Source organism: Roseateles sp. P1_C1_2, from assembly GCF_056406535.1.
Genome location: NZ_JBFUAB010000022.1, coordinates 119,756 through 141,005, shown reverse-complemented (window position 1 = coordinate 141,005; position 21,250 = coordinate 119,756). Strand labels below are relative to the sequence as shown.

At 69.9% G+C, this 21,250-nt stretch carries 19 protein-coding genes; 10 read left to right on the top strand and 9 right to left on the bottom strand.

All coding sequences use genetic code 11. The annotated features are described in order from the left end of the window. Positions 1–1,204: lipoprotein-releasing ABC transporter permease subunit (locus tag AC1D2H_RS21955; RefSeq protein ID WP_478012451.1), on the bottom strand; the 1,204-nt coding region annotated here is incomplete at its 3' end. A gap of 87 nt (positions 1,205–1,291) precedes the next feature. Here AC1D2H_RS21955 and AC1D2H_RS21950 point away from each other — a divergent pair. Beyond that, entirely contained in the window at positions 1,292–1,837 is a 546-nt protein-coding gene (locus AC1D2H_RS21950) for a SixA phosphatase family protein (protein WP_478012450.1), read from the top strand. Here AC1D2H_RS21950 and AC1D2H_RS21945 read toward each other — a convergent pair. The 4 genes from AC1D2H_RS21945 to AC1D2H_RS21930 form a co-directional block, all read right to left on the bottom strand. Then, on the bottom strand, positions 1,834–4,665 hold the full coding sequence (locus AC1D2H_RS21945) for a DUF3857 domain-containing protein (protein WP_478012449.1): 2,832 nt from the start codon (positions 4,663–4,665) through the stop codon (positions 1,834–1,836). The two genes, AC1D2H_RS21950 and AC1D2H_RS21945, sit on opposite strands and share 4 nt — an antisense overlap. 53 nt (positions 4,666–4,718) lie before the next feature. After that, positions 4,719–5,558 carry an HDOD domain-containing protein gene (locus AC1D2H_RS21940; protein WP_477936354.1) on the bottom strand — a complete coding sequence of 280 codons (840 nt, stop codon included), beginning with the start codon at positions 5,556–5,558 and terminating at the stop codon, positions 4,719–4,721. Positions 5,559–5,634: 76 nt separating this feature from the next. Further along, positions 5,635–6,921, bottom strand: coding sequence for a glycerate kinase type-2 family protein (locus AC1D2H_RS21935; RefSeq protein ID WP_478012448.1), 1,287 nt, complete (start codon positions 6,919–6,921; stop codon positions 5,635–5,637). Continuing rightward, entirely contained in the window at positions 6,918–8,102 is a 1,185-nt protein-coding gene (locus AC1D2H_RS21930) for a urate hydroxylase PuuD (RefSeq protein ID WP_478012453.1), read from the bottom strand. The genes AC1D2H_RS21935 and AC1D2H_RS21930 overlap by 4 nt, the downstream gene beginning before the upstream one ends. A gap of 192 nt (positions 8,103–8,294) precedes the next feature. On the opposite strand from AC1D2H_RS21930, the gene AC1D2H_RS21925 reads away from it, so the two are divergent. Then, positions 8,295–9,128, top strand: a complete 834-nt coding sequence (locus AC1D2H_RS21925) for a substrate-binding periplasmic protein (RefSeq protein ID WP_478012447.1) — start codon at positions 8,295–8,297, stop codon at positions 9,126–9,128. 3 nt (positions 9,129–9,131) lie between these two features. On the opposite strand, the gene AC1D2H_RS21920 is transcribed toward AC1D2H_RS21925, so the two are convergent. The 4 genes from AC1D2H_RS21920 to uraH are packed head-to-tail and all read right to left on the bottom strand — an operon-like array spanning position 9,132 to position 12,038. Next, entirely contained in the window at positions 9,132–10,691 is a 1,560-nt protein-coding gene (locus AC1D2H_RS21920; RefSeq protein ID WP_478012446.1) for a methyl-accepting chemotaxis protein, read from the bottom strand. A 19-nt stretch (positions 10,692–10,710) separates the two neighbouring features. Further along, the gene (xdhC, locus tag AC1D2H_RS21915) at positions 10,711–11,478 is read right to left on the bottom strand and encodes a xanthine dehydrogenase accessory protein XdhC (protein ID WP_478012445.1); all 768 of its coding nucleotides are present in this window, start codon (positions 11,476–11,478) and stop codon (positions 10,711–10,713) included. Further along, complete coding sequence (locus AC1D2H_RS21910) at positions 11,471–11,695, bottom strand: hypothetical protein (RefSeq protein WP_478012444.1); 225 nt, start codon at positions 11,693–11,695, stop codon at positions 11,471–11,473. Before AC1D2H_RS21910 ends, xdhC begins: the two co-directional genes overlap by 8 nt. Further along, entirely contained in the window at positions 11,685–12,038 is a 354-nt protein-coding gene (gene uraH, locus AC1D2H_RS21905; protein WP_477936344.1) for a hydroxyisourate hydrolase, read from the bottom strand. Before uraH ends, AC1D2H_RS21910 begins: the two co-directional genes overlap by 11 nt. A gap of 31 nt (positions 12,039–12,069) precedes the next feature. Between uraH and puuE the strand changes: the two genes are divergently transcribed. The 8 genes from puuE (at position 12,070) to AC1D2H_RS21865 (ending at position 21,104) form a co-directional block, all read left to right on the top strand. Further along, positions 12,070–13,035: an allantoinase PuuE gene (gene puuE / locus AC1D2H_RS21900; RefSeq protein WP_478012443.1), complete on the top strand. Its 966-nt coding sequence runs from the start codon at positions 12,070–12,072 to the stop codon at positions 13,033–13,035. Further along, positions 13,032–14,789: a 2-oxo-4-hydroxy-4-carboxy-5-ureidoimidazoline decarboxylase gene (gene uraD / locus AC1D2H_RS21895; RefSeq protein WP_478012442.1), complete on the top strand. Its 1,758-nt coding sequence runs from the start codon at positions 13,032–13,034 to the stop codon at positions 14,787–14,789. Before puuE ends, uraD begins: the two co-directional genes overlap by 4 nt. Beyond that, a complete protein-coding gene (locus AC1D2H_RS21890; protein WP_478012441.1) occupies positions 14,780–15,151 on the top strand; it encodes a hypothetical protein in 372 nt (123 codons plus the stop codon). The genes uraD and AC1D2H_RS21890 overlap by 10 nt, the downstream gene beginning before the upstream one ends. Then, positions 15,148–16,368: an ArgE/DapE family deacylase gene (locus AC1D2H_RS21885; protein WP_478012440.1), complete on the top strand. Its 1,221-nt coding sequence runs from the start codon at positions 15,148–15,150 to the stop codon at positions 16,366–16,368. The genes AC1D2H_RS21890 and AC1D2H_RS21885 overlap by 4 nt, the downstream gene beginning before the upstream one ends. Before the next feature lie 31 nt (positions 16,369–16,399). After that, positions 16,400–17,710 (top strand): HipA domain-containing protein, encoded by a 1,311-nt coding sequence (locus AC1D2H_RS21880; protein WP_478012439.1) that lies wholly within the window; start codon positions 16,400–16,402, stop codon positions 17,708–17,710. 12 nt (positions 17,711–17,722) lie between these two features. Beyond that, complete coding sequence (locus tag AC1D2H_RS21875) at positions 17,723–18,118, top strand: DUF2946 family protein (protein ID WP_478012438.1); 396 nt, start codon at positions 17,723–17,725, stop codon at positions 18,116–18,118. Positions 18,119–18,204: 86 nt separating this feature from the next. After that, entirely contained in the window at positions 18,205–20,580 is a 2,376-nt protein-coding gene (locus tag AC1D2H_RS21870) for a TonB-dependent receptor (RefSeq protein WP_478012437.1), read from the top strand. Then, a complete protein-coding gene (locus AC1D2H_RS21865) occupies positions 20,577–21,104 on the top strand; it encodes a YcnI family copper-binding membrane protein (RefSeq protein ID WP_478012436.1) in 528 nt (175 codons plus the stop codon). The genes AC1D2H_RS21870 and AC1D2H_RS21865 overlap by 4 nt, the downstream gene beginning before the upstream one ends. Positions 21,105–21,250: the final 146 nt, after the last annotated feature.

The window sequence follows — 21,250 nt, the reverse complement described above, 5'->3', positions numbered from 1 at the left end:
GGTAGAGCGTGGCGAGGAAGGACAGCGCCAGCGAGACCAGCGCGATCGGGATGATGTCGGCTCGCTGAGGGTCGCTGGGCATCTGGCTGATGACGTAGATGCTGCCCGGCAGGAAGCTGGTGTTGAGCAGGTGCTCGATGGCCGGCACGATGACGTCGACGTTGAAGGCGACCAGCAGGCCCAGCCCCACGCCCGCCAGCGTGCCGATGACGCCAGACACGGCCCCCTGCACGATGAAGATGCCCATGATGGAGCGCGGGCTGGCACCCAGCGTGCGCAGGATGGCGATGTCGCTCTGCTTGTCGGTCACCGTCATCACCAGCGTGGAGACGAGGTTGAAGGCCGCGACGGCAACGATCAGCGTCAGGATGATGCTCATCAGGCGCTTCTCGATCTGCACCGCGTCGAACCAGTTGGCGTTGGAGCGGGTCCAGTCGCGCACGAGGATCTGCGGCCCCATGACGTCCTTCAGCTCGGCGGCGACGCGACGGGCTTCGTGCACGTCGCGCAGCTTGAGCTGCACACCGGTCGGCCCTTCGGTGCGGAAGAGGCGGGCCGCGTCATCGACATGGATGAGGGCCAGGCCCGAGTCGTATTCATAGTGGCCGGCGCTGAAGGTACCCACCACGTTGAAACTCTTGAGCCGCGGCACGACACCGGCCGGCGTGACCTGGCCGCCCGGTGCGACGACGGTGATCTTGTCGCCCACGCCCACACCCAGCTGGCGGGCCAGCTCGATGCCCAGCACGATGTTCCAGGCGCCGGGCTGCAGCTGGGCGAAGGCGCCGTCCTTCAGCTGTGCGCCCAGACCGGTGACCGTGGCCTCCTCGGCCGGCGAGATGCCACGGATGATGGCGCCGCGCATGTCCTCGCCGCGGGCGATCAGGCTCTGGCTGGCCACGAAGGGCGCCGCGCCGATGACCTCGGGATTCAGCCGCGCCTTGGCGGCCGTGGCCTGCCAGTCCGGCAGGGCCTGGCCGGTGTAGTTCAGCAGCTCGACGTGGGCGATGACGTTGAGCATGCGGTCGCGCACCTCGCGCTGGAAGCCGTTCATGACCGACAGCACGATGATGAGGGCCGCCACGCCCAGCGCGATGCCGAGGATGGACACGCCCGAGATGAAGCTGATGAAGCGGTTGCGCCGCCCGCCGCGGCCGGCGCGCGTGTAGCGCCAGCCGACCTGGAGTTCAAACGGCAGGGTCATGGAGCGATGCAAAGGCGTACGGCATGGGGCCGGGATGGTAACTGGGCGCCCGGCGCAGAATGCAGCTCCAGCCCTTGGGAACCCGCGATGAAGCCCTTGTCCGTCCTGCTGCCGGCATGTCTGCTGACAGCTGCCCTCATCTCCTCACCGGCCGCCGCCATGCCCGATCTCGTCATCCTCGTGCGCCATGCCGAAAAGGCCGCCCAGGCCAACGACCCCGGCCTGACGCCCGCGGGGGAGCAGCGCGCCCAGGCGCTGGCCCAGGCGCTGGCCGGCCTGCGCGTGAATGCCATCCTGACGTCGCCCGCGCGCCGCGCGCGCGACACGGCCGCGCCGCTGGCCCAGGCCCTGGGCCTGCAGCCCAAGGCGGTGGACGGCGGCCCCGACCATGTCAAGGCGGTGGCGGACGCGGTGCACGCCCAGACCGGCGTCGTCCTCGTCGTCGGCCACAGCAACACGGTGCCGGCCGTCATCGCCGCCCTGGGTGGCCCCAAGCTGGCCGATCTGTGCGAGACGAGCTTTCATCACGCCTTCCTGCTGCAGCCCGCCCCGGCGCCCGCAAACGAGCCGCCGCGCTGGGCGCACTTCAGCTACGGCGCAGCCTCGGTGGCCCCGCAGGCGGGCTGCCTCTAGTTGGCGCCGCGCTTGAGCTCCCACTGCGCGAGCGTGAACTCGCGATAGGGCACGGCCTGGGTGGTCAGCGTGCGCTCGAACCACGGCAGGGCCTCGCCGCGCCGCCCCTGCGCGGCCAGCTGCTGGCCGATGAAGAAATAGGCCTCGGCCAGGCGCAGCCTCTCGGTCTCGGGCTTTTCCTTGGCCAGCTTGAGCAGGGCTTCGCGGCCCAGGCTGCCGCCCAGATAGCTCAGCAGCGCGCCGCTCCATTTGCTGGCGTCGGCCGCGGCCAGCTCGTCGGCGATGGCCTCCCTGCCGCGGCCGCCCTGGCGCTCCGCCGCGAGGTAGAGCCACAGCAGCGTGAACTGGCGCGCCTCGCCGCTGGCGTTGGCCGCGCTGTCGCGCAGTGCGGTCTCGGCTCGCGCGTAGTCGCCCAGCATGTAGTGGGCCGTGCCCAGCCAGCTGCCGCCTGAGCCGGCACCTGTACCGACCAATTGGGCCTGCTGGTTGAAGGCCGCCAGCGCCTCGACCGGCCGGCCCAGGCCGACCAGCGCGACGCCCCGGGCCTCCAGCGCCGCCCCGCCCTCGTCGCCTTCGCCGCGGATGGCCAGGGCCGCTTCGGCATCGGCCAGCGCGAGCGCGAAATCACCGAGCTGGTTGTGCGCCTGCGCGCGCTCGATGCGCACCCAGGCGGCGAGGCGGCTGGTGGGCGCCACTTGCGAAAGCAGTTCGGCGTCGATGAGGCGGTTGATCTCGTTGCCCAGCATCAGTTCCCACAGCGCATCCGGCGGGGCACCATTGCGAAAGCGCGCCATGCGCTCGGCGATGGCGGTGAAGGGCGCCTCCAGCGCCTTGCGATCCACCAGGTTCAGGCGCAGGCGCTGGGCGCCCAGCATCTGGCGCGTGCGGCCAACGCGCTCGCGGTAGCCGTCCACATCGGCCGGCAACACCTCCTCGGCGCGGCGCTCCACACGGCTGATGAACTGCACGGTCGCGCCCTGCACCTCGACGCGGCTGCTGAAGGCGAAATGCTTGTCGGTGAGTTGCTGGGGCGCGGGTGCCTGGGCGGTGAAGGGGCGCGCGCCGGTCACGCTCAGGCGCAGCTCGGCCAGGCGCGCGCCCTCCAGCCGGAAGGGCTGGCGGCGACGCGCCTCGGGCGGCACGGGCAGTGCGTCCACCAGCTCGGCGGCGGGGAATTCCAGGTCCAGCCAGCCGCGCTGGTAGCGGCCGATGCTGGGGTGCTCGAAATGCAGCTTCAGCACCCACTCGTTGCTGTCGCGGTCATCGGCAACCTCGGGCTGGCCCACGCTGACGAGGCCCGGCAGCAGGCGCACATAGGCGCCGCCGATCGACTCCGCAATGCGCTCCAGGCCGGCGGTGGCCAGGTTGGCGCGCCAGCGTTCGGCGGCCAGGCCGCTGGCCTTGAAGGTCGTGTTCAGCTGCACGGGGCGGGCCAGTTGGCTGAAGTCCCAGTCCTGGCGGAAGCTCAGCCCGTCCTGCGCGAAGGACGGCGGCACGACGGGCTCGGGCCCGGCCTGGCCCTGGCCGACGACGAGTGCCGCGCCATAGCGGTAGTAGCCGCGCTTCTCCAGCGAATGGCCCTGGCCGTTCATCGTCGGGTCCAGGAAGTAGACCGCGTCGCCCAGCTGCACGCGGCTGATGATGTGGTCGAACTGGTCGTGCGAGGGCAGGTAGTTGACGATGCCGCGGTTGCGCGCCATCGAGACCAGCGCCGGCCTGGCGTCGATGCCCATGGCCGCCAGCAGCGTGTTCAAGAGCAGGGTCTTGTCCTTGCAATCGCCCAGGCGCTCGGCGAGGGTGCGCGCCGCCGGCTTGGGCCGGTGCGAGCTTTCGCCCAGCGACGCCGAGAAATAGCGCACCTCGTCCTGCACGAAACGCAGTGCCGCGGCTACCTGCTGCTCGGGCGTGCCACCCTGGGCCTTGAGCTCGGTCGCCTTGGCCGCCACCGCGCCGCTTGCCGGCTCGACGGCGAACAGCCCCCGGGCCCATTGGTCGACCTCGGCCCAGCTGGCGTATTCGCTGACGTGCAGGGCCGGGTAGACCTTGAACCAGGGCGGCGTGGCGGCCTCGTCCTGCACGGCCGGCACATGTTCGCGCAGCACGCGGATGACCTGGCGGCCGCCTTCCTCGAAGCGCTCGGGCACGATGTCGCTGGCCAGCGCCTTGACCGCGAGCTTGCGCTCCGGCGGTGCCTCGATGCGCAGGTGCAGGCGCTCCACCGGCGCGTCGGAGGCCAGCTGCATCAGTGCCGAATAGCGCCCGTCGAAGATGGGGTTCTGGCCCTCCAGCGTGTAGGCCAGGTCGACGACGTCGCCCACGCGCACATCGCTCAGCACGACCAGGGCCGTGCGCACGCCGTCGATGAGCTGGCGCTCGAGCTGCTGCTCGCGGCGCATCAGCTCGATGCGCACGCCCTTGAGCCGATCCAGCCGCTGGCCGTCGCGGATCACGGCAGCCTGGTGGATGACGAGCTGCTGATAGGCCGGGTTGAAGCTGATCTGGGGCTCGGACACATCGCGCAGCGTCGAGGTGTCCAGCGCCTCATGCTGCAGATGGACGTAGGTGGCCGTGGCCGACTTGGGTGCGAGCTGCACCTGCACGTCGATCAGCGGTTCGCGGCGCGCCTTGGCGCCGGCGCTGACCGTGGGCCGGGCCTCAGCAGGCGGCAGCGGTTTGACCCAGGCCGGCACGGGGCCGAAGCGGTAGCCGGCGCCGGCGGGCACCACGGGATGGGACGCGTTGGCCTTGGCGGCAGGCTTGGGCGCCGTCTGCGCCGCAGCCCCCAGGGACAGGGCCAGCAACAGCGCTGGCCAGAACTTCCAACTCATCCACGTCCTCCCGGCATACCGCCCGATTGTGCGGGCTGGGAGGGAGCGCACCCTTAGTGAAGCATTTGCTCCACTTCGGCTGCCGGGTCGCCCGTGGCAGCGATCTTGGCGGCAAGGAGTTCCAGGTCGAGGTGCAGATGCTCGATGAGCTCGGGCACCGCCACCTTCAGCGCGTGCACGGGCTCGTCATGGTGCTCGGCAGCGTCGGCCAGCACCTCGGCCACATGCAGCACGGCGGCGATCAGCGAGAAGGGCCGGATCTCCAGCGGCGTGTTGGCGTCCTTGAAGGCCTCCACCATGGCGTGCGGGAAATGCCAGTGCGCCGCCAGCGACGCCGTCACGTCGGCGTGGGTGCAGCCGAAACGGTGCTCCTCCAGCGAGAAGCGGCTGCCCGGCTCGGCGGCATGGGTCTCGACGTCGGCCACCAGATGCGGCTCGTCCAGGGCCATCAGCAGCTGGCCGGTGCGCAGCATCAGGCCGGCGAGGTAGGCGGTGTCAGTCGTGGCGGCGTCGGCGCCCAGCATGCGGGCCAGGATGCGCGCGTAGTTGGCGGTGGCCACGCTGTGGCGCCAGAAGGTGGCGCGGTCGAGGCCCTGCACCTTGGGGAAAGCGCCGCTCAGGCAAGCCGCCATCGCGAGATTGCGCAGCGTCTCCAGGCCCAGCGCGTGGGCGGCATCGACGACGGTGGAGATCTGGTGCGAAGGGCTGTAGTGGGCCGTGTTGGCCAGGCGCAGCACCTTGGCGGTCAGCGCCCCGTCCTTCTCGATCAGCGCCGCGATCTGCGACAGGCCGACGTTGTCGTCGTCAAAGCTCTTCAGCAGCCGCGAGGCCACCTCGGGCATGGTCGGCAGGGCGTTGTGCTTGACGAAGAAACGTTCGGCAGCTGCACTCATCTTTGACCTCCGGGAGCGATGACAGTCGGGCCAGTCTAGGCCTAAGGTTTGGCCCGCGCCACGGACTTCACTTCCCCTAAACGATCAGCAATGCACGGAAGTCGTTGACGTTGGTGAAACTCGGGCCCGGGACGAGCAGATCGCCCAGCGGCGCGAAAAAGCTGGCGCTGTCATGGGCGTCCAGCAGGGCCTGGGGGTTCAGCCCCAGGGCGCGGGCGCGCGCCAGGCTGGTGGGCGTCAGCAGCGCGCCGGCGTGCGGCCCGACGCCGTCGATGCCGTCGGTGTCGGCAGCCAGCGCGAACACGCCGGGCTCGCAATGCAGCGCCAGCGCGCAGCCGAGCAGGAACTCGGTGGCGCGACCGCCCTTGCCCGCCGGGCGGCTGGCATCGACCGTCACCGTCGTCTCGCCGCCGGACAGCAGGACGCAGGGCTTGGCGAAGGGCTCGCCCCGACGCGCCACCGCACGCGCCAGCGCCCCGTGCAGGCCACCGACGATGCGCGACTCGCCTTCGATCTCGTCGCTGAGGATGTGGGCGGCGATGCCCTGCTCCCGGGCCAAGGCGGCGGCCGCTTCCAGGCTCATCTGCGGCGTGGCCAGCATGACGAGTTCGTGGCCGGCCTGGGCGAAGTCACCCGGCTTGGGCGACTCGAAGGCGCCCGACGCGAGGCCGTCCCGGGCAGCGGCTGGCAGCTCGATCCGGTAGCGGCGGCAGATGGCCAGTGCATCGGCGCAGCTCGTCGCATCGGCCACCGTCGGGCCGGAAGCGATGACCGCCGGGTCATCGCCCGGCACATCGCTGATCGCCAGCGCCAGCACCCGCGCCGGCGCACAGGCCGCGGCCAGCCGACCGCCCTTGATGGCGGACAGGTGCTTGCGCACGCAGTTCATCTCGCCGATGGCGGCGCCGCTGTTCAACAGCGCGCGGTTGATGGCCTGCTTGTCGGCCAGCGTCAGGCCAGGCGCGGGCAGGCTCATCAGCGCGGAGCCGCCGCCGGAGATCAGGCAGATGACCAGGTCGTCGGCCGTCAGCCCGCGGGTCAGGGCCAGCATCTTCTCGCTGGCAGTCAGCCCAGCGGCGTCCGGCACCGGATGGGCAGCCTCGACGAGCTCGATGCGCCGCGGCCGCCAGCCACCGGGGATGTGGCCATAGCGCGTAATGACCAAGCCCGACAGCTTGGCGTCGGCCGGCCAGGCAGCCTCCAGCGCCTGCACCATGGCGCCACCGGCCTTGCCGGCCCCGAGCACCAGGGTGCGGCCTTTCGGCGGCGGTGGCAGATGGGCCGCAAGGACGCGCCCCGGCAGCGCCCGCGCGACGGCGACGTCGTAGAGCTGTCGCAGCAGCGCGCGCGGGTCGAGCGTCATGGTTGGAGCGCCCAACGGCCGATCAAGGCGCGCTCTTCTTCCGTCAGCCCGGTCGCGTTGTTCAGCGGCATGGCGCGCTGCACGATGACCTGCTGGTAGATCTGGGCCTTGTGTGCGCTCAAACCCTCGGCCGAGTCCAGCCGCACGCCCTTCTGCGCCACCTCGCCCGTGTGGCACATCGCGCAGCGCTGCGCGACGACGGCCTGCACCTGCTCCAGCGTGACCGGTACCACCGCGGCCGCGGCGGGCTGGGGCCTGGGCGCCATCCAGACGATGAGCCCGGCCAGCAGCGCCAGGGCCAGCGCGACGGCGCCCCAGCTGTTGACACCCTTGTGGCGCTTGACGAAGAAGATGCGGATGGCCACGCCCGCTGCCATCAGCACGCACAGCACGACCCAGTTCTGCGCATGCTGGTGCAGCATGCCGTAGTGGTTGCTGAGCATCGCGATCAGCACCGGCAGGCCGAAATAGGTGTTGTGGACGCTGCGCTGCTTGCCGCGCTGGCCGTGGATGGGGTCGGGCTTCTGGCCGGCGCGCATCTGCACGATGACCTTCTTCTGGCCCGGGATGATCCAGTGCGCGACGTTGGCCGTCATCATGGTCGCTAACGTGGCGCCGACGATCAGGAAGGCCGCACGGCCGGCGAACAGCTGGCAGGCCAGCCAGCTCTCGAAGATGACAAAGGCCACGACGACGGCCATCACGCGGCCGTCATTGCCGATCTGCCCATCCTTGGTGCGACCCAGGGCCTGGCAGGCGATGTCGTAGACGGCCGAGCCGACGACGAGAAAGCCGAGTGCCGCCGCCACCGCCTGCCAGGGCGCGCCCCAGGCATGGACGCGAGCGTCGATCAGCATCTGGCTGGCGTTGCACAGGTAGAGCACGACAAACAGCGCCATGCCGCTCATCCATGTCCAGTAGCTCTCCCAATAGAACCAGTGCAGGTCCTGCGGCAGGTTGCTGGGCGCCACCATGTACTTCTGCGGGTTGTAGAAGCCGCCGCCATGCACGGCCCAGAGCTCACCGTCCACGCCCTTGGCCTTGAGCTCGTCGGACATCGGCTTGACGAGGTGGTTGTCCAGCCAGACGAAGTAGAAGGAAGCGCCAATCCAGGCGATGACGGTGATGACGTGCAGCCAGCGCAGCAGCAGGCTGGCCCAGTCGAGCAGATAGATGTCCAAGTCGCGGTTCTCCACGGCTCCACCACGGCGGGTGCTGTGGAGCCTCCAGGGTCGCGTCCGCAGGCCCCCACTCCTCCCGGCAGGCCCGACACCGCTGCGACAGGCCCGGAGTGTATGCAGGCGCCGTGACCGGCTTCACGTCGGCGCGGCAGCGCGACGGCACGCCGCGGGCTTGGCTCTCACAATCGGCCCATGACCGCCAGCCAGCCCCGCAAGCCCCTGTCCCTCGGGCGGCGCCTGCGCGTGCTGGCCGCCATCGCACTGACCGCGGGCGCTGTCCAGGCCCAGGAGCCGGCCGCCGTGCGCATTGCCACCAATGTCGAGCGCAGCTATTTCCCGCCGGCCGAGGCGCTGCTGCGCAAGGCCTATGCCTCGCTGGGACTGCAGGTCGAGTTCGTGCCCTGGCCGCTGCCGCGCACCCAGGTCGAGTTGCGCGCCGGCCGGGTCGACGCCGTGGCCATGCGCGTGGAGGCCTATTACGAGCAGTCGCCCTTCATGCGCAAGGTCGACGTGCCGCTGCTGAACCTGCATGTCTATGCCTTTGCGCGGGCGCTCTGCCCCGCCGCACTGGCGCCCGAGGAGCTGGCCAGGCGCCGCATCAGCTATCAGCGCGGCATGGTCGCCGCCGAGGTGCTGATCCCCGAAGCCGCGCGCGTGCCGGCCAACACGCCGAGCGACGCCTTCCTCAACCTCACTTCGGGCCAGGCCGATTACGCCCTGGTGCTGACGACGCCCTGGATGGCCGAGATGCCCGTGGACACGCGCCAGGGGTCGGTCTGCCGCGTGCCCACCCCGCTGAGCCGCACCACCCTCTTCCACGGCGTGCACGAGTCCCATGCCGCCTGGGTGGCGCCGCTGGAGCAGGCCCTGCGCGCCATGCGCGAGCGCGGCGAGATCCAGCAGGCCTGGACGGCCTATGAGCGCGAGATCGACGCGCAGAACAGCCGCTTTCAGGCCCAGCCCGGGCGCAGCCTCACGCTGACGCCGGCGGCGCCGGCATCAGCGCCCGCACGGCTGCAGCCTTGATGGTCAGCTCTTCTTGAAGCCGACGTAGGCCACGCCGATCACCGCGCCGCCGGCGTCAAGGATAGGGGCGTAGCAGGCGTCGAAGGGCTGGCCGAGCACCTCGACTTCGCCGCTGAAGGGCCGGCCCCGGCTGACCAGCTCATAGGCCTTGGCCCGCGCCAGCGGTGTGCCGACGCCACGCGTGCCTTCAGGCGTCAGCACATTGGTGCTCACGCGCACGAACTCGTCGCCCGACTTCACGAACAGCGTCGCCGTGGCGCCGGTCTTGCGCTTGATGTCGTCCACCAGCTGGTAGTCGTTGTTCAGCTTGCGCGAGCCGAAGTACAGGCCTGGCGCCTGGCCGGCGCCACAACGCTCGCTGCCCTGCACCCGCGGCGTGCCGAGCTGGGCCAGGCGCGCCTGCATGTCGGCCATCAGGGCCTGGGGGTTGCCGGCCGCATGGAGGCGGAAGAAGGCGACCGCGCCGACGAGCTGCCGCGCCCGCTCGCGCAGGCTCTCGGCTGCGGCGGCGCTCTGCTCCACGAGGGCGGCGTTCTGCTGCGTGCTGCGGTCCATCTCGGCGATGGACTCGCTCACCTCGCTCACGTGGGTGGCCTGCACGGCACCCGCGGCGCTGATCTCGTTGACGATGCGGTCGACCTTCTGGATGGCGTCCACCACCTGCTGCATGGTCTCGCCCGCACCGTCGACCTGGCGCGAGCCCTGCTGCACCTGCTCGCCGCTGTCGGAGATGAGCTGCTTGATCTCCTTGGCGGCGTTGGCGCTGCGCTGCGCCAGGCCGCGCACCTCGCCGGCCACGACGGCGAAGCCGCGGCCCTGCTCGCCCGCACGGGCCGCCTCCACCGCCGCGTTGAGGGCCAGGATGTTGGTCTGGAAGGCGATGCTGTCGATGACGCCGATGATTTCGGAGATGCGGGCCGAGCTGTGGCTGATGCCCCGCATGGTGTCCACCACGCCGCCCACCACCGTGCCGCCGCGCACGGCCACGCCGCTCGCGCTGGTGGCGACGCTGCTGGCATCACGCGCATGGTCGGCGCTGAGCAGCGCTTGCTGGCGCAGCGTGTCCATCGCGCCGGCGGTGCGCTGCAGGGCGGCGGCCTGCAGCTCGGTGCGGTGGGAGAGGTCGGTGTTGCCGGTGGCGATCTCGGCGCTGGCCAGGGCCACGCTCTCGGCGCCTTCGCGCACCTGGCCGACGACGGTGATCAACCGCTGCTGCATCTGCGCCAGGCCCGCCATCAGGCTGGCCTCGTCGTCGGGCCTGACGGGCACGTGATGGGTCAGGTCGCCCTGGGCGACGTATTGCAATTGCTGCGCCACCACGCGCGGCTCGGCGCCCAGCTCGCGCACCAGCACCCGCGACAGCAGCACGGCCAGCGCCACGGTCGACAGCACGCTGGCGGCCAGCAGGCTCAGGATGAGCACCGGCCCCAGCGCATACAGCGCCGCCGCCGCGAGCCCCACGCTCAGCACGGTCAACCAGGCAAAGGCCAGTGCCAGCTTGTGCGTGGTGGACAGCCCACCCGGTGAGGAAGCCGCGGCCCCGCGCTCCGCGTTCAATCCCATATCGATCCATCCTGTTTGTTCATGGCAGGGCCAGTATCTGGGCCAAGGTCGAAACGGCGATGACCGCCGGCTGTTTGCCCGCCACGCCGGGAACGCCGATGGGGCAGACGACATGGCCGAGGTCGTCCGGCGTGAAGCCACGCGTCTCCAGGCGCTGGCGGAAGCTCGCCCACTTGGTGCGGCTGCCGATCATGCCGATGAAGGGCAGATCGCCCCGCTCGCGGCGACGCTTCAGGCAGGCGGCGACGATGTCGAAGTCTTCGGCATGGTTGTGGCTCATGATGAGGACGGCCGAGCCGGGAGCCAGGTCGTCGACGGCATCGGCCGCGGGGTCGCAGACCTCCTGGCGCCAGCCGCGCTCGGGCGGCTGAGCGGGAAACTGGTTCTCGCGGCTGTCTATCCAGTGCAGGGCCAGCGGCAGGTCGCGGGCGATGTGGGCGATGGCCAGGCCGACGTGGCCGGCACCGAACAGGGCCAGCGGCCGCAGCGGCGGCTGGGGCAGGCGAGCGGCCAGGTCTTCACCCGCCGCGACGCGCTCGAAGGCCAGCCAGACGACGCCGCCACAGCATTGGCCCAGGCTGGGGCCGAGGGGGTAACGCACCTCGGCCTCCAGGTCGTCGCCGCTCAGCGCCCGGCGGGCGCGGGCGATGGCGTCGAATTCCAGATGGCCGCCGCCCACCGTGCCGGTGATGCCGTCCGGCGTCACCGCCATCCAGGCGCCCACCTCGCGCGGCACGCTGCCGGTGCTGCGGGCCACGCTGACAAGGATGCAGGCCGCTTCAACCACGCCCGCCCCTTCTCTTCATGCGCAGCCGCTTGAAGCGCAGGAACACACCCAGGCCCAGGGCGGCCAGGGCGCCGCCCAGCAGGAACTTGCCCATGGCGACGGCGAAGCCGGCACTCCCCCAGACGCCCAGGTTGGCCAGCCCTTCGACAACGATCAGGGCGCCGTCGCCGAGGCTTTCACCCCGGTTGGCACGCTTTGGCGGGGTTTCAGCTGCCACGGTAGGTCGAGTAAGCCCACGGCGAGGCCAGCAGCGGCACGTGGTAATGCGAGTTCTCGTCGGCGATGCCGAAATCCAGCGGCACCTCGTCCAGGAAGGCCGGCTCGGGCAGCTTCTCGCCGCGAGCGCGGAAATAGGCCGCCACCTCGAAGACGAGGCGGTAGCGCCCGGCCGTGAAGGTCGCGCCATCCAGCAGCGGGCCGTCGGCCCGGCCGTCGGCGTTCAGATGCAGGCTGCGCAGCCATTTGGGGCCTTCCGCGTCGAAGCGGTAAAGGCGCACCGCCATGCCCGCGGCGGGGCAGCCATTGGCGGTATCCAGCACATGTGTTGTCAGCTTGCCCATCAAATCTCCTGAGATGGGGCAAAGTTTAGGGATGAACGCACCCCGTCAACCCCGTTACCCCCGCGATCTGATCGGTTACGGCGAAAACCCGCCCCAGGCCCAGTGGCCGGGGGGCGCCCGGGTGGCCGTGCAGTTCGTGCTGAACTACGAGGAGGGCGGCGAGAACTCGGTGCTGCACGGCGACGCCGGCAGCGAACAGTTCCTGTCGGAGATGTTCAACCCGCCCAGCTACCCGGCCCGCCACCTGAGCATGGAGGGCATCTACGAATACGGCTCGCGCGTCGGCGTGTGGCGGCTCTTGAAGGAATTCGAGCAGCGCGCCTTGCCCCTGACCGTCTTTGGCGTCGGCATGGCGCTGGAGCGCTCGCCCGAAGTGACCCAGGCCTTTGTCGAGCTGAACCATGAGATCGCGTCACACGGCTGGCGCTGGATCCACTACCAGACCATGGAAGAGGACACCGAGCGCGCCCACCTGGCCCAGGCCATGGCTTCGCTGAAGCGCCTGACCCTGGGCCGCGACCCGCATGGCCTGGGCTGGTACACCGGCCGCGACAGCCCCAACACCCGCCGCCTGGTGGCCGACTTCGGCGGCTTCGAGTACGACAGCGACTATTACGGCGACGACCTGCCCTTCTGGCTGCAGGTGCGCAAGACCAATGGCGAGCTGGCGCCGCATCTCGTCGTGCCCTATACGCTCGACTGCAACGACATGCGCTTCGCCCTGCCCCAGGGCTTCAGCCATGGCGAACCCTTCTTCGAATACCTGAAGGACAGCTTCGACGTGCTGTATGCCGAAGGCGCCGACAGCCCGAAGATGATGAGCATCGGCATGCACTGCCGCCTGCTCGGCCGCCCGGGCCGCATGCGCGCACTGCAGAAGTTCCTGGACCATATCGAGGCGCATGACCGCGTCTGGGTCTGCCGGCGGCTGGATATTGCAAGGCACTGGAAAACCACCCACCCGTTCGACACTCGCACGGCCTTTGTCTGGGAATGATGAAACTCGACGACCTCAACAACGCCAGCGCCGCGGACTTTGTCGCACTGCTGGACGGCACCTACGAACACTCGCCCTGGATTGCCGAGCGTGCTGGGGCGGCCCGGCCCTTCAAAACCCTCGCCGCGCTGAAGGTCGCTCTGGCTCGCGTGGTGCGCGAGGCCACGGTCGACGCGCAGCTCGGCCTGATCCGTGCCCACCCCGAGCTGGCCGGCAAGGCGGCCGTCGCCGGCGAGCTGACGGCCGAGTCGACGAACGAACAACAGAAGGCCGGGCTGACCGCCTGCACGCCGGAGGAGTTCGCGAAGCTGCAGAAGCTCAACGCCGACTACAACACGCGCTTCGGCTTTCCCTTCATCCTGGCCGTGCGCGGGCCGCGCGGCACGGGCTTCACACGCGCCGAGATCATCGCGACCTTCGAGCGCCGGCTGCGCGCCCACCCAGATGTGGAGCGCGCCGAATGCCTGCGCCAGATCCATCGCATCGCCGAGATCCGGTTGAACGACAAGTTCGGTGCCAAACCCGCGCTGGGCGAGCAGCTCTGGGATTGGGCGGCCGCACTGGCCGCGCACAGCGACACCGAGGACTTCCTTACCTGCACCTATGCCACGCCCGCGCACACGGCCGTCGCCGAGCAGCTGATGGTCTGGATGCGCGACTGCGGCTTCGATGAGGTCGGCCGCGATGCGGTGGGCAATGTCGTGGGCGTCTACAAGGGCACGAGCGACGACAAGCGCCTGCTGACCGGCAGCCACTACGACACCGTGCGCCGCGCCGGCCGCTTCGACGGGCGGCTCGGCATCTTCGTGCCCATGCTGGTGGTGCGCGAGTTGCACCGCCAAGGCAAGCGCCTGCCCTTTGGCCTGGAAGTCGTCGGCTTCTCCGAGGAAGAGGGCCAGCGCTACCCGGCGGACTTCCTTGGCTCGAGCGCGCTGATCGGCGCTTTCCAGGCAAGCTGGCTGGACCAGACCGACGCTGCGGGCATCACGCTGCGCGATGCCATGCAGGCCGCCGGCCTGTCCGGCACGATGCAGAGCATCGACACCGCAACGCGCGACGCGTCACGCTATCTCGGCTTTGTCGAGGTCCATATCGAGCAAGGCCCGGTGCTGGACAGCCTGGACCTGCCGCTGGGCATCGTCACCAGCATCAACGGCAGCCGCCGCTACACCGGCGAGATCGTCGGCCTGGCCAGCCATGCTGGCACCACCCCCATGGGCCAGCGCCGCGATGCGGCGGCCGGTGTGGCCGAGCTGATCCTGTTCACGGAACAACGCGCAGCCGCCGTGCCCGACGTGGTCGGTACCGTCGGCATGCTGGAAGTGCCGTCGGGCTCCATCAACGTCATCCCCGGCCGCTGCCGCTTCAGCTTGGACCTGCGCGCCACCACCGACACGGCTCGCGACGCGCTGGACGCCGATGTGCGTGCCAAGCTCGACGAGATCTGCCAGCGCCGCGGCCTGAGCTTCACGCTGCAGCCGACACTGGCCGCCAACGCCGCGCCCAGCGACGCCGCCTGGCAGTCACGCTGGGAGAACGCCGTCACCGAGCTGGGCCTGCCCCTGCACCGCCTGCCCTCCGGCGCCGGCCATGACGCGATGAAGCTGCACGAGCTGCTGCCGCAGGCCATGCTGTTCGTACGCGGCGGCAATGGCGGCATCAGCCACAACCCGCTGGAGTCGGTGACGGTGGATGACGCGGATTTGAGCGTTCAGGCCTTCGCGCGCCTGCTGGACGCCCTGGCTTGCCCATGACCGATGCGAGCTCGCCGCCGCTGGTCAGCGCCATGCGGGGCCGGCTTTGGCTGGCTGGCGGTTTGGCCGCACTCACCGCAGCGGCGTCTTGGACGCCATCACTCATGGCACGGGCCGTCGGTGTCGAGCCTGTCATCATCACGATGGCCGGCACGCTGCTCGGTTGCCTGGTCCTGCTGCTGGCGGTCGTCTCGCTTCGCTGCCCCAGTTGCGGCATGAGCCTGTGCTGGCACGCCATCTCCAAGCATTCCGTCGGCCAGTGGTTGAACTGGTTGCTCGACGTCCAAGAGTGCCCCACCTGTCACTACCGTATCGACGACGCCTCGGTCGGCTCTCGCTCCTCCTCGGATCCCTCGCCATGAACAGCATCGACACCTGGCTCGCTTCTCATTTCGACGACGAAGTCCGCTTCCTCCAAGCCCTCGTTCGCATCCCCACCGACACGCCGCCCGGCAACAACGCGCCGCACGCGGACCGCACCGCCGAGTTGTTGACCGAACTCGGCTTCGAGGTCGAGAAGCACGCCGTGCCGGCTGCCGACGTGCAGGCCGCGGGCATGCAGTCCATCACCAACCTGATCGTGCGCCACCGCTTCAGTGAAGACGGCCCGACGATTGCGCTGAACGCCCATGGCGACGTGGTGCCGCCCGGCGAAGGCTGGACGCATGGCCCCTACTCGGCCGATGTCGCCGACGGCAAGCTCTACGGCCGCGCGTCGGCTGTCAGCAAGAGCGATTTCGCCACCTACACCTTCGCACTGCTGGCCCTGAAGAATTCAGGGCTGAAGCTGAAGGGCGCCGTCGAACTGCATTTCACCTACGACGAGGAATTCGGCGGTGAGCTCGGCCCCGGCTGGCTGCTGGCGCAAGGCCTCACCAAGCCCGACTACCTGATCGCCGCCGGCTTCAGCTACCAGGTCGTCACGGCCCACAACGGCTGCCTGCAGATGGAGGTGACCCTGCACGGCCTGGCCTCGCATGCGGCCTATCCGAGCACCGGCATCGACGCGCTGCAGGCCGCCAACAAGCTCCTGACGGCGCTGTACGCCCACAACGACGTGCTGAAGATGCGCCGCTCCGAGGTGGCCGGCATCACCCATCCCTATCTGAACGTCGGCCGCATCGAGGGCGGCAGCAACACCAATGTCGTGCCCGGCAAGGTCGTCATCAAGCTGGACCGCCGCATGATTCCCGAGGAGGACCCGGCGGCCGTCGAGGCCGAGGTGCGCACACTGATCGAGAACGCGGTGGCCCAGAGCCCTGGCATCAAGCTCGACATCAAGCGCCTGCTGCTCGCCAACTCCATGAAGCCCCTGCCCGGCGCCGCACCTCTCGTCGCCGCGCTGCAGCAAGCTGGCGAGGCCGTGTTTGGCGAGCCCATCCCGACCTCGGGCACGCCGCTGTACACCGACGTGCGCCTCTACACCGCCCACGGCATCCCGGCCGCCATCTACGGCGCCGGGCCGCGCACGGTGCTGGAGAGCAATGCCAAGYGGGCCGACGAGCATCTGGTGCTCGACGATCTCAAGCGCGCCACACAGGTGGTGGCGCGGACGCTCGCGGCGCTGATGACGGTGTAGTATCTATTCAGTATCTATTCACGAGCCAGCGATGAATTTCGGGCCCGACCATCACCGTGCGCTCGGTGCCTTGGCGGCGCGGGGGCCGTTGACCTCGGCCGATTTGCAGCAAATCACCCAGAGAAGTCAGGCCGGCGTGTCGCGGTTGTTGGCAGACTTGGGCGGGCAGGTGGCCCCTTTCGGGCGGGCCCGCGCCACCCGTTATGGGCTGCTGAAATCAATTCACGGATCGAGCGGCCAGCAGCCGCTCTTCATCACGATGGCCGACGGCCGCATGGAGCGCATCGGCAACGTCACGTTGATGGCGCCCGAGGTGTTGCACGTCGGTGGCCCGGGAGCGGGCCTGAGCGCGAACGGAGAGCTGCCCTGGCTGCTTGCGCCGCTGCTCGCACAGGGGTTTCTCGGCCGGCTGCTCGCGCAGCGGCTGGCGGCACCCGGCATCGCACCCGATCCGGCCGGCTGGCGGCTGGAAACACAGCTCTTCGCCGCGCTGCATCTGCACGACGGGCCCGGCGCGCTGACGCTGGGCGAACCGGCGCACGAAGCTCCCGTCAGCCTGCCGGCCGACGCGCAAGGCGAGGCCGCGGCGTTTGACGCACTGGCGGCCGACGTCGCACGCACGCTGCCGGCGGGCTCGTCGGCAGGCGGCGAGCAGCCCAAATTCCTTGCACATGGCAGCCAGGGTGAGGCGCTGCTCGTGAAGTTCACGCCCCCGCGCGGCACACCCTTTGGCGAACGCTGGCATGACCTGCTGCATGCAGAACACCTGGCGCTGCAGGTGTTGGCCGAGCACGGCGTCCCCGTGGCCGCGAGCCGCGTGGTGTGCAGCGCCGCGCGCAGCTATTTCGTCAGCACCCGTTTTGACCGACTGGGGCCTCGCGGCCGGCGGCACGTGGTGGCTATCGGCGGCGCGCATGCCGGTTTCGTTTCGGATGCTTACTGGAGCTGGCCACGCACCGCCGAGGCACTGGCCCGGCAGCGGCGTCTGCCAGCGCTGGATACCGCGCAGATCCAGGCACTTTGGCATTTCGGCCGCCTGATCGGCAACACCGACATGCACGCCGGCAACCTGTCGCTGTGGGCCGAGGGCCAAAGCCTGGCGCAGATGCTGCGCGGCCGCTTCACGTTGGCGCCGGTGTACGACATGCTGCCGATGCGGTGGCGACCCGATGCCACGCTGGGCGGTGCGCCGGACTACGCGCCCTTTGAGCCAGACGCGCTGGCGCTGGATAGCGGCGCGCGCGTGCCGGCACGGGCTTTCTGGAACGCACTCGCCCGCTCCGGCGACGTGAGTCGTGGCCTGCGTGACGTGGCCGGCGAGATGGCCGGGCGCCTCTCCTAGAATCCTCCCAAGATGGCCCAGCTCCCGATCACGACCCGCACCGCCCGCCGCTCGGCGTGGTGGTTGGTGGCGGTGTTCCTGCTGGGCGTGCTGGCGCCAGGCATCAGCGCGGCGCTGGCGCATGCGCGCGGTGATTTCTCGGCCTGGCAGGACATCTGCCGTGCGCCGACGTCCAACGCCAATGCCGCCAAGCCCAAGCCCATCGAAGCGGCGCTGGACCTGCTGGCCCACGGCCATTGCCCGGCCTGCCATTTGGGCGTCGCCGACCTCATCGAGCCTCCTGCGGCACCCGAGCTGCAGTTGCGCGACGACCTGGTGCTGGAAGCCCCGGAGCGCTTCTGGACCGCCCCCGTCACCGCCCACGCCTGGCGACCCGCCAGCGCACGCGCCCCACCCGGGCTGATCTGAGTCCTCTGTCGCCGCGGCCCGTGCAGGCCCGGCGTTTTGCCGTCGTCCGCCCCCCCGGCGATGGCCGACCCAGATCCAGCCCTTCCATGAAACCCTCCTCCCTTGCGCGCGCGGCTGCCGCCTGCGCCGCCCTGTCCGTCTGGCCCCTCGCCCAGGCCTGCGACGAATGCGACTGCGACGACGCGACGCTGTCCGCACAGACCACCGCCGCCGACACGCCCACGCCCCGCAACAAGCTCACCCTGGTGCGCGTGCAAGGCGCCGCGCCCAGTTCCCTGCCCACCAACATCCCCACCACCCGCGAGACCGTCACGCGCGAAGACATTGAGCGCAGCGTCAACGCCACCGATGCCGAGGACGCGCTGAAGTACCTGCCCAGCCTGCTGGTGCGCAAGCGCTATATCGGCGACTACAACCACGCCATCCTCTCGAGCCGCGCCTCAGGCACCGGCAACAGCGCGCGCTCGGCCGTCTATGCCGATGGCATGCTGCTGTCCAACTACCTGGGCAATGGCGTCGGTGGCCTGAGCTTCCCGCCGCGCTGGGGGCTGGTCACGCCCGAGGAGATCGAACGCGTCGACGTCATGTACGGCCCCTTCTCGGCGGCCTATCCGGGCAACTCCGCCGGTGTCGTCGTCGACTACGTGACGCGCATGCCGACGAAGTTCGAGGCCCACGCCAAGGTCGGCTACGTCGTCCAGCCCTTCGATCTTTACGGCACGAAGGCCACCTACCGCGCCTGGCAGGCCAGTACTTCGCTGGGCGACCGTGCCGGTGATTTCAGCTGGTGGCTCAACGTCAACCACACCGACAGCGACGGCCAGCCGCTGACCTTTGCCAACCGGCTGGCCAGCACGGGCGCTGCCGTCACCAACGGCACGCCGGTCACCGGTGCCGTGCTCATGCCCAACAGCAATGGCCAGCCCTGGTATCTGCTGGGCTCGGCAACGACCTACAGCACGCGCCAGGATCATTTCAAGCTCAAGCTGGCCTATGACCTCAGCCCGACGCTGCGCGCCAGCTATGCGATGGGCACCTGGCGCAACGACTCGGACGGCAATGCCGAGAGCTGGCTGCGCGACGCCAACGGCAAGCCGGTCTACAGCGGCGCCATCGTCATCGACGGCAAGCAGTTCGCCGCGCTGACAGGCGGCGACTTCGCCCTCACGCGCGAGCGGCTGCTGCACCTCATGCACGGTGTCTCGGTGAAAAGCCACACCGGCGGTGAATGGGACTGGGAGCTTGCCGCCAGCCTTTACGACTACCGCCAGGACGACAAGCGCCAGAACGCCGCCGGCAACCCTCAGCCCGGCGCCTGGACCGGTGGCGCCGGCACGCTGGCGGACGGCAGCGGCACCGGCTGGCACACGCTGGCGCTCAAGGGCATCTGGCGCCCGGCCGGCAGCGGTCATGTCGTGGACCTGGGCCTGCAGCAGGACAGCTACCAATTGCGCTATCTGACGTCCAGCATCGCCGGCAACTACCTCGTCGACGCGCCAGGCGCTCTCGCCGCCAATGTGCGGGGCGACACGCGCCTGCAGGCCGCCTATGCCCAGGACGCCTGGCTGATCAGCGAGGACTGGAAGGCGGTGCTGGGCCTGCGCGCCGAGTCCTGGCAGGCCCGCAACGGCCGCACGGATTTCTCGGCCACGGCTGGCCAGGACTACGCCGCCCGACGCGAGAACTTCCTGTCGCCCAAGGCCGCCCTGTCCTGGCAGGCCACGGCCGACAGCGTGCTCAAGGCCTCCATCGGCCGCGCGGTGCGCATGCCCACCGTCGCCGAGCTCTATGGCGCCACGTCGACGGCGAACTCGCAATACATCAACGACCCGAATCTCCGGCCCGAGAAGTCCTGGACGGCCGAGCTGAGCGCGGAACAGGCCTGGGGGCCGCTGCAGTCCCGCCTGACGCTGTTCGCCGAGACGACGCGCGATTCGCTGTACTCGCAGACGCTCCTCGACCCCGTGGCCAACCGGAACATCAGCCGCGTGCAGAACATAGACCGCATCGCCACGACCGGCCTGGAGGCCACGCTGGCCGCCACCGACTGGCTCGTGAAGGGGCTCGACCTGTCGGCCAGCGCGACCTACACGGACTCCAGGATCAAGGCCAACGCCGGCTTCGTCACGACGCCGGGCGACACCCTCGGCCGTCGGCAGCCCAACATCCCGCGTTGGCGCGCCACGGCCCTGGCCGGCTACCGCTTCGACGCGCATTGGAGCGCCAGCCTCGCCGCCCGCTACAGCGGCCGCCAGTACCGCACGCTGAACAATGCCGACGTCAACGGCTTCGCCTACATGGGCGTCAGCAGCTTCGCGACGGCCGATGTGCGCCTGCTCTGGAAGATCGACCGCCAGTGGACAGCCGCCTTCGGCATCGACAACCTGAACAACGACAAGTACTGGAACTTCCACCCCTACCCGCAACGCAGCTATTCGGCTGAGCTGAAATTCGACCTATGAAGACCACCCTCACCGCTTCCCTGCTCGCCCTCACGGGTGCCGCCCAGGCCCACATCGCGCTGGACCAGTCCGAAGCCGCTGCCGGCAGCAGCTACCGCGCCGTCTTCAAGGTCGGCCATGGCTGCGAGGGCGGCGCGGCGACGAAGGAGATCGTCGTCACCCTGCCCGAAGGACTGGGCAGCGCCAAGCCCATGCCCAAACCGGGCTGGACGCTGGCGACCAAACGCCGCCCGCTGAAGACGCCCTACGACAGCCATGGCAAACCCGTCACCGACGAACTGGCCGAGGTGCGCTGGACGGCCAACGGCGAGGCCAACTACCTGCCGGACGCCTGGTACGACGAGTTCATCCTGCGCGCCTCGCTGCCCACCGAGCCGGGCGAACTGGCCTTCGCCGTGCGCCAGGTCTGCACCCAGGGCGAATGGAACTGGGCGGAGCTGCCCAGCGCCGCCAACCCCAAGCCGCGCGCACCGGCCGTACGCCTGAAGGTGACCCCGGCTCGGGCGGAAGCTCACGTTCACTGAAGCGGAAAAAAGCCGGGCTGACCCCGGCTGATCGCGGCTTTGTTCGCAGGCTGCTGCGCCGATGATTCAGCCCGTCACCAGTGCATGGCCCCCGGCAACGTTGCGGCCCCTGGCGAGGCGGACAAACGCGAACCGCCCGCGACCAT

Excerpts from the sequence above, each read along its gene's own strand:
- AC1D2H_RS21875 (WP_478012438.1), top strand. The coding sequence starts at position 17,723 with ATGGCCCAGCTCCCGATCACGACCCGCACCGCCCGCCGCTCGGCGTGG.
- AC1D2H_RS21880 (WP_478012439.1), top strand. The coding sequence starts at position 16,400 with ATGAATTTCGGGCCCGACCATCACCGTGCGCTCGGTGCCTTGGCGGCG.
- AC1D2H_RS21935 (WP_478012448.1), bottom strand. The coding sequence starts at position 6,921 with ATGACGCTCGACCCGCGCGCGCTGCTGCGACAGCTCTACGACGTCGCC.
- puuE (WP_478012443.1), top strand. The coding sequence starts at position 12,070 with ATGAACGCACCCCGTCAACCCCGTTACCCCCGCGATCTGATCGGTTAC.
- uraD (WP_478012442.1), top strand. The coding sequence starts at position 13,032 with ATGATGAAACTCGACGACCTCAACAACGCCAGCGCCGCGGACTTTGTC.
- uraH (WP_477936344.1), bottom strand. The coding sequence starts at position 12,038 with ATGGGCAAGCTGACAACACATGTGCTGGATACCGCCAATGGCTGCCCC.
- AC1D2H_RS21950 (WP_478012450.1), top strand. The coding sequence starts at position 1,292 with ATGAAGCCCTTGTCCGTCCTGCTGCCGGCATGTCTGCTGACAGCTGCC.
- AC1D2H_RS21945 (WP_478012449.1), bottom strand. The coding sequence starts at position 4,665 with ATGAGTTGGAAGTTCTGGCCAGCGCTGTTGCTGGCCCTGTCCCTGGGG.
- AC1D2H_RS21925 (WP_478012447.1), top strand. The coding sequence starts at position 8,295 with ATGACCGCCAGCCAGCCCCGCAAGCCCCTGTCCCTCGGGCGGCGCCTG.
- AC1D2H_RS21920 (WP_478012446.1), bottom strand. The coding sequence starts at position 10,691 with ATGGGATTGAACGCGGAGCGCGGGGCCGCGGCTTCCTCACCGGGTGGG.
- AC1D2H_RS21870 (WP_478012437.1), top strand. The coding sequence starts at position 18,205 with ATGAAACCCTCCTCCCTTGCGCGCGCGGCTGCCGCCTGCGCCGCCCTG.
- AC1D2H_RS21865 (WP_478012436.1), top strand. The coding sequence starts at position 20,577 with ATGAAGACCACCCTCACCGCTTCCCTGCTCGCCCTCACGGGTGCCGCC.
- AC1D2H_RS21940 (WP_477936354.1), bottom strand. The coding sequence starts at position 5,558 with ATGAGTGCAGCTGCCGAACGTTTCTTCGTCAAGCACAACGCCCTGCCG.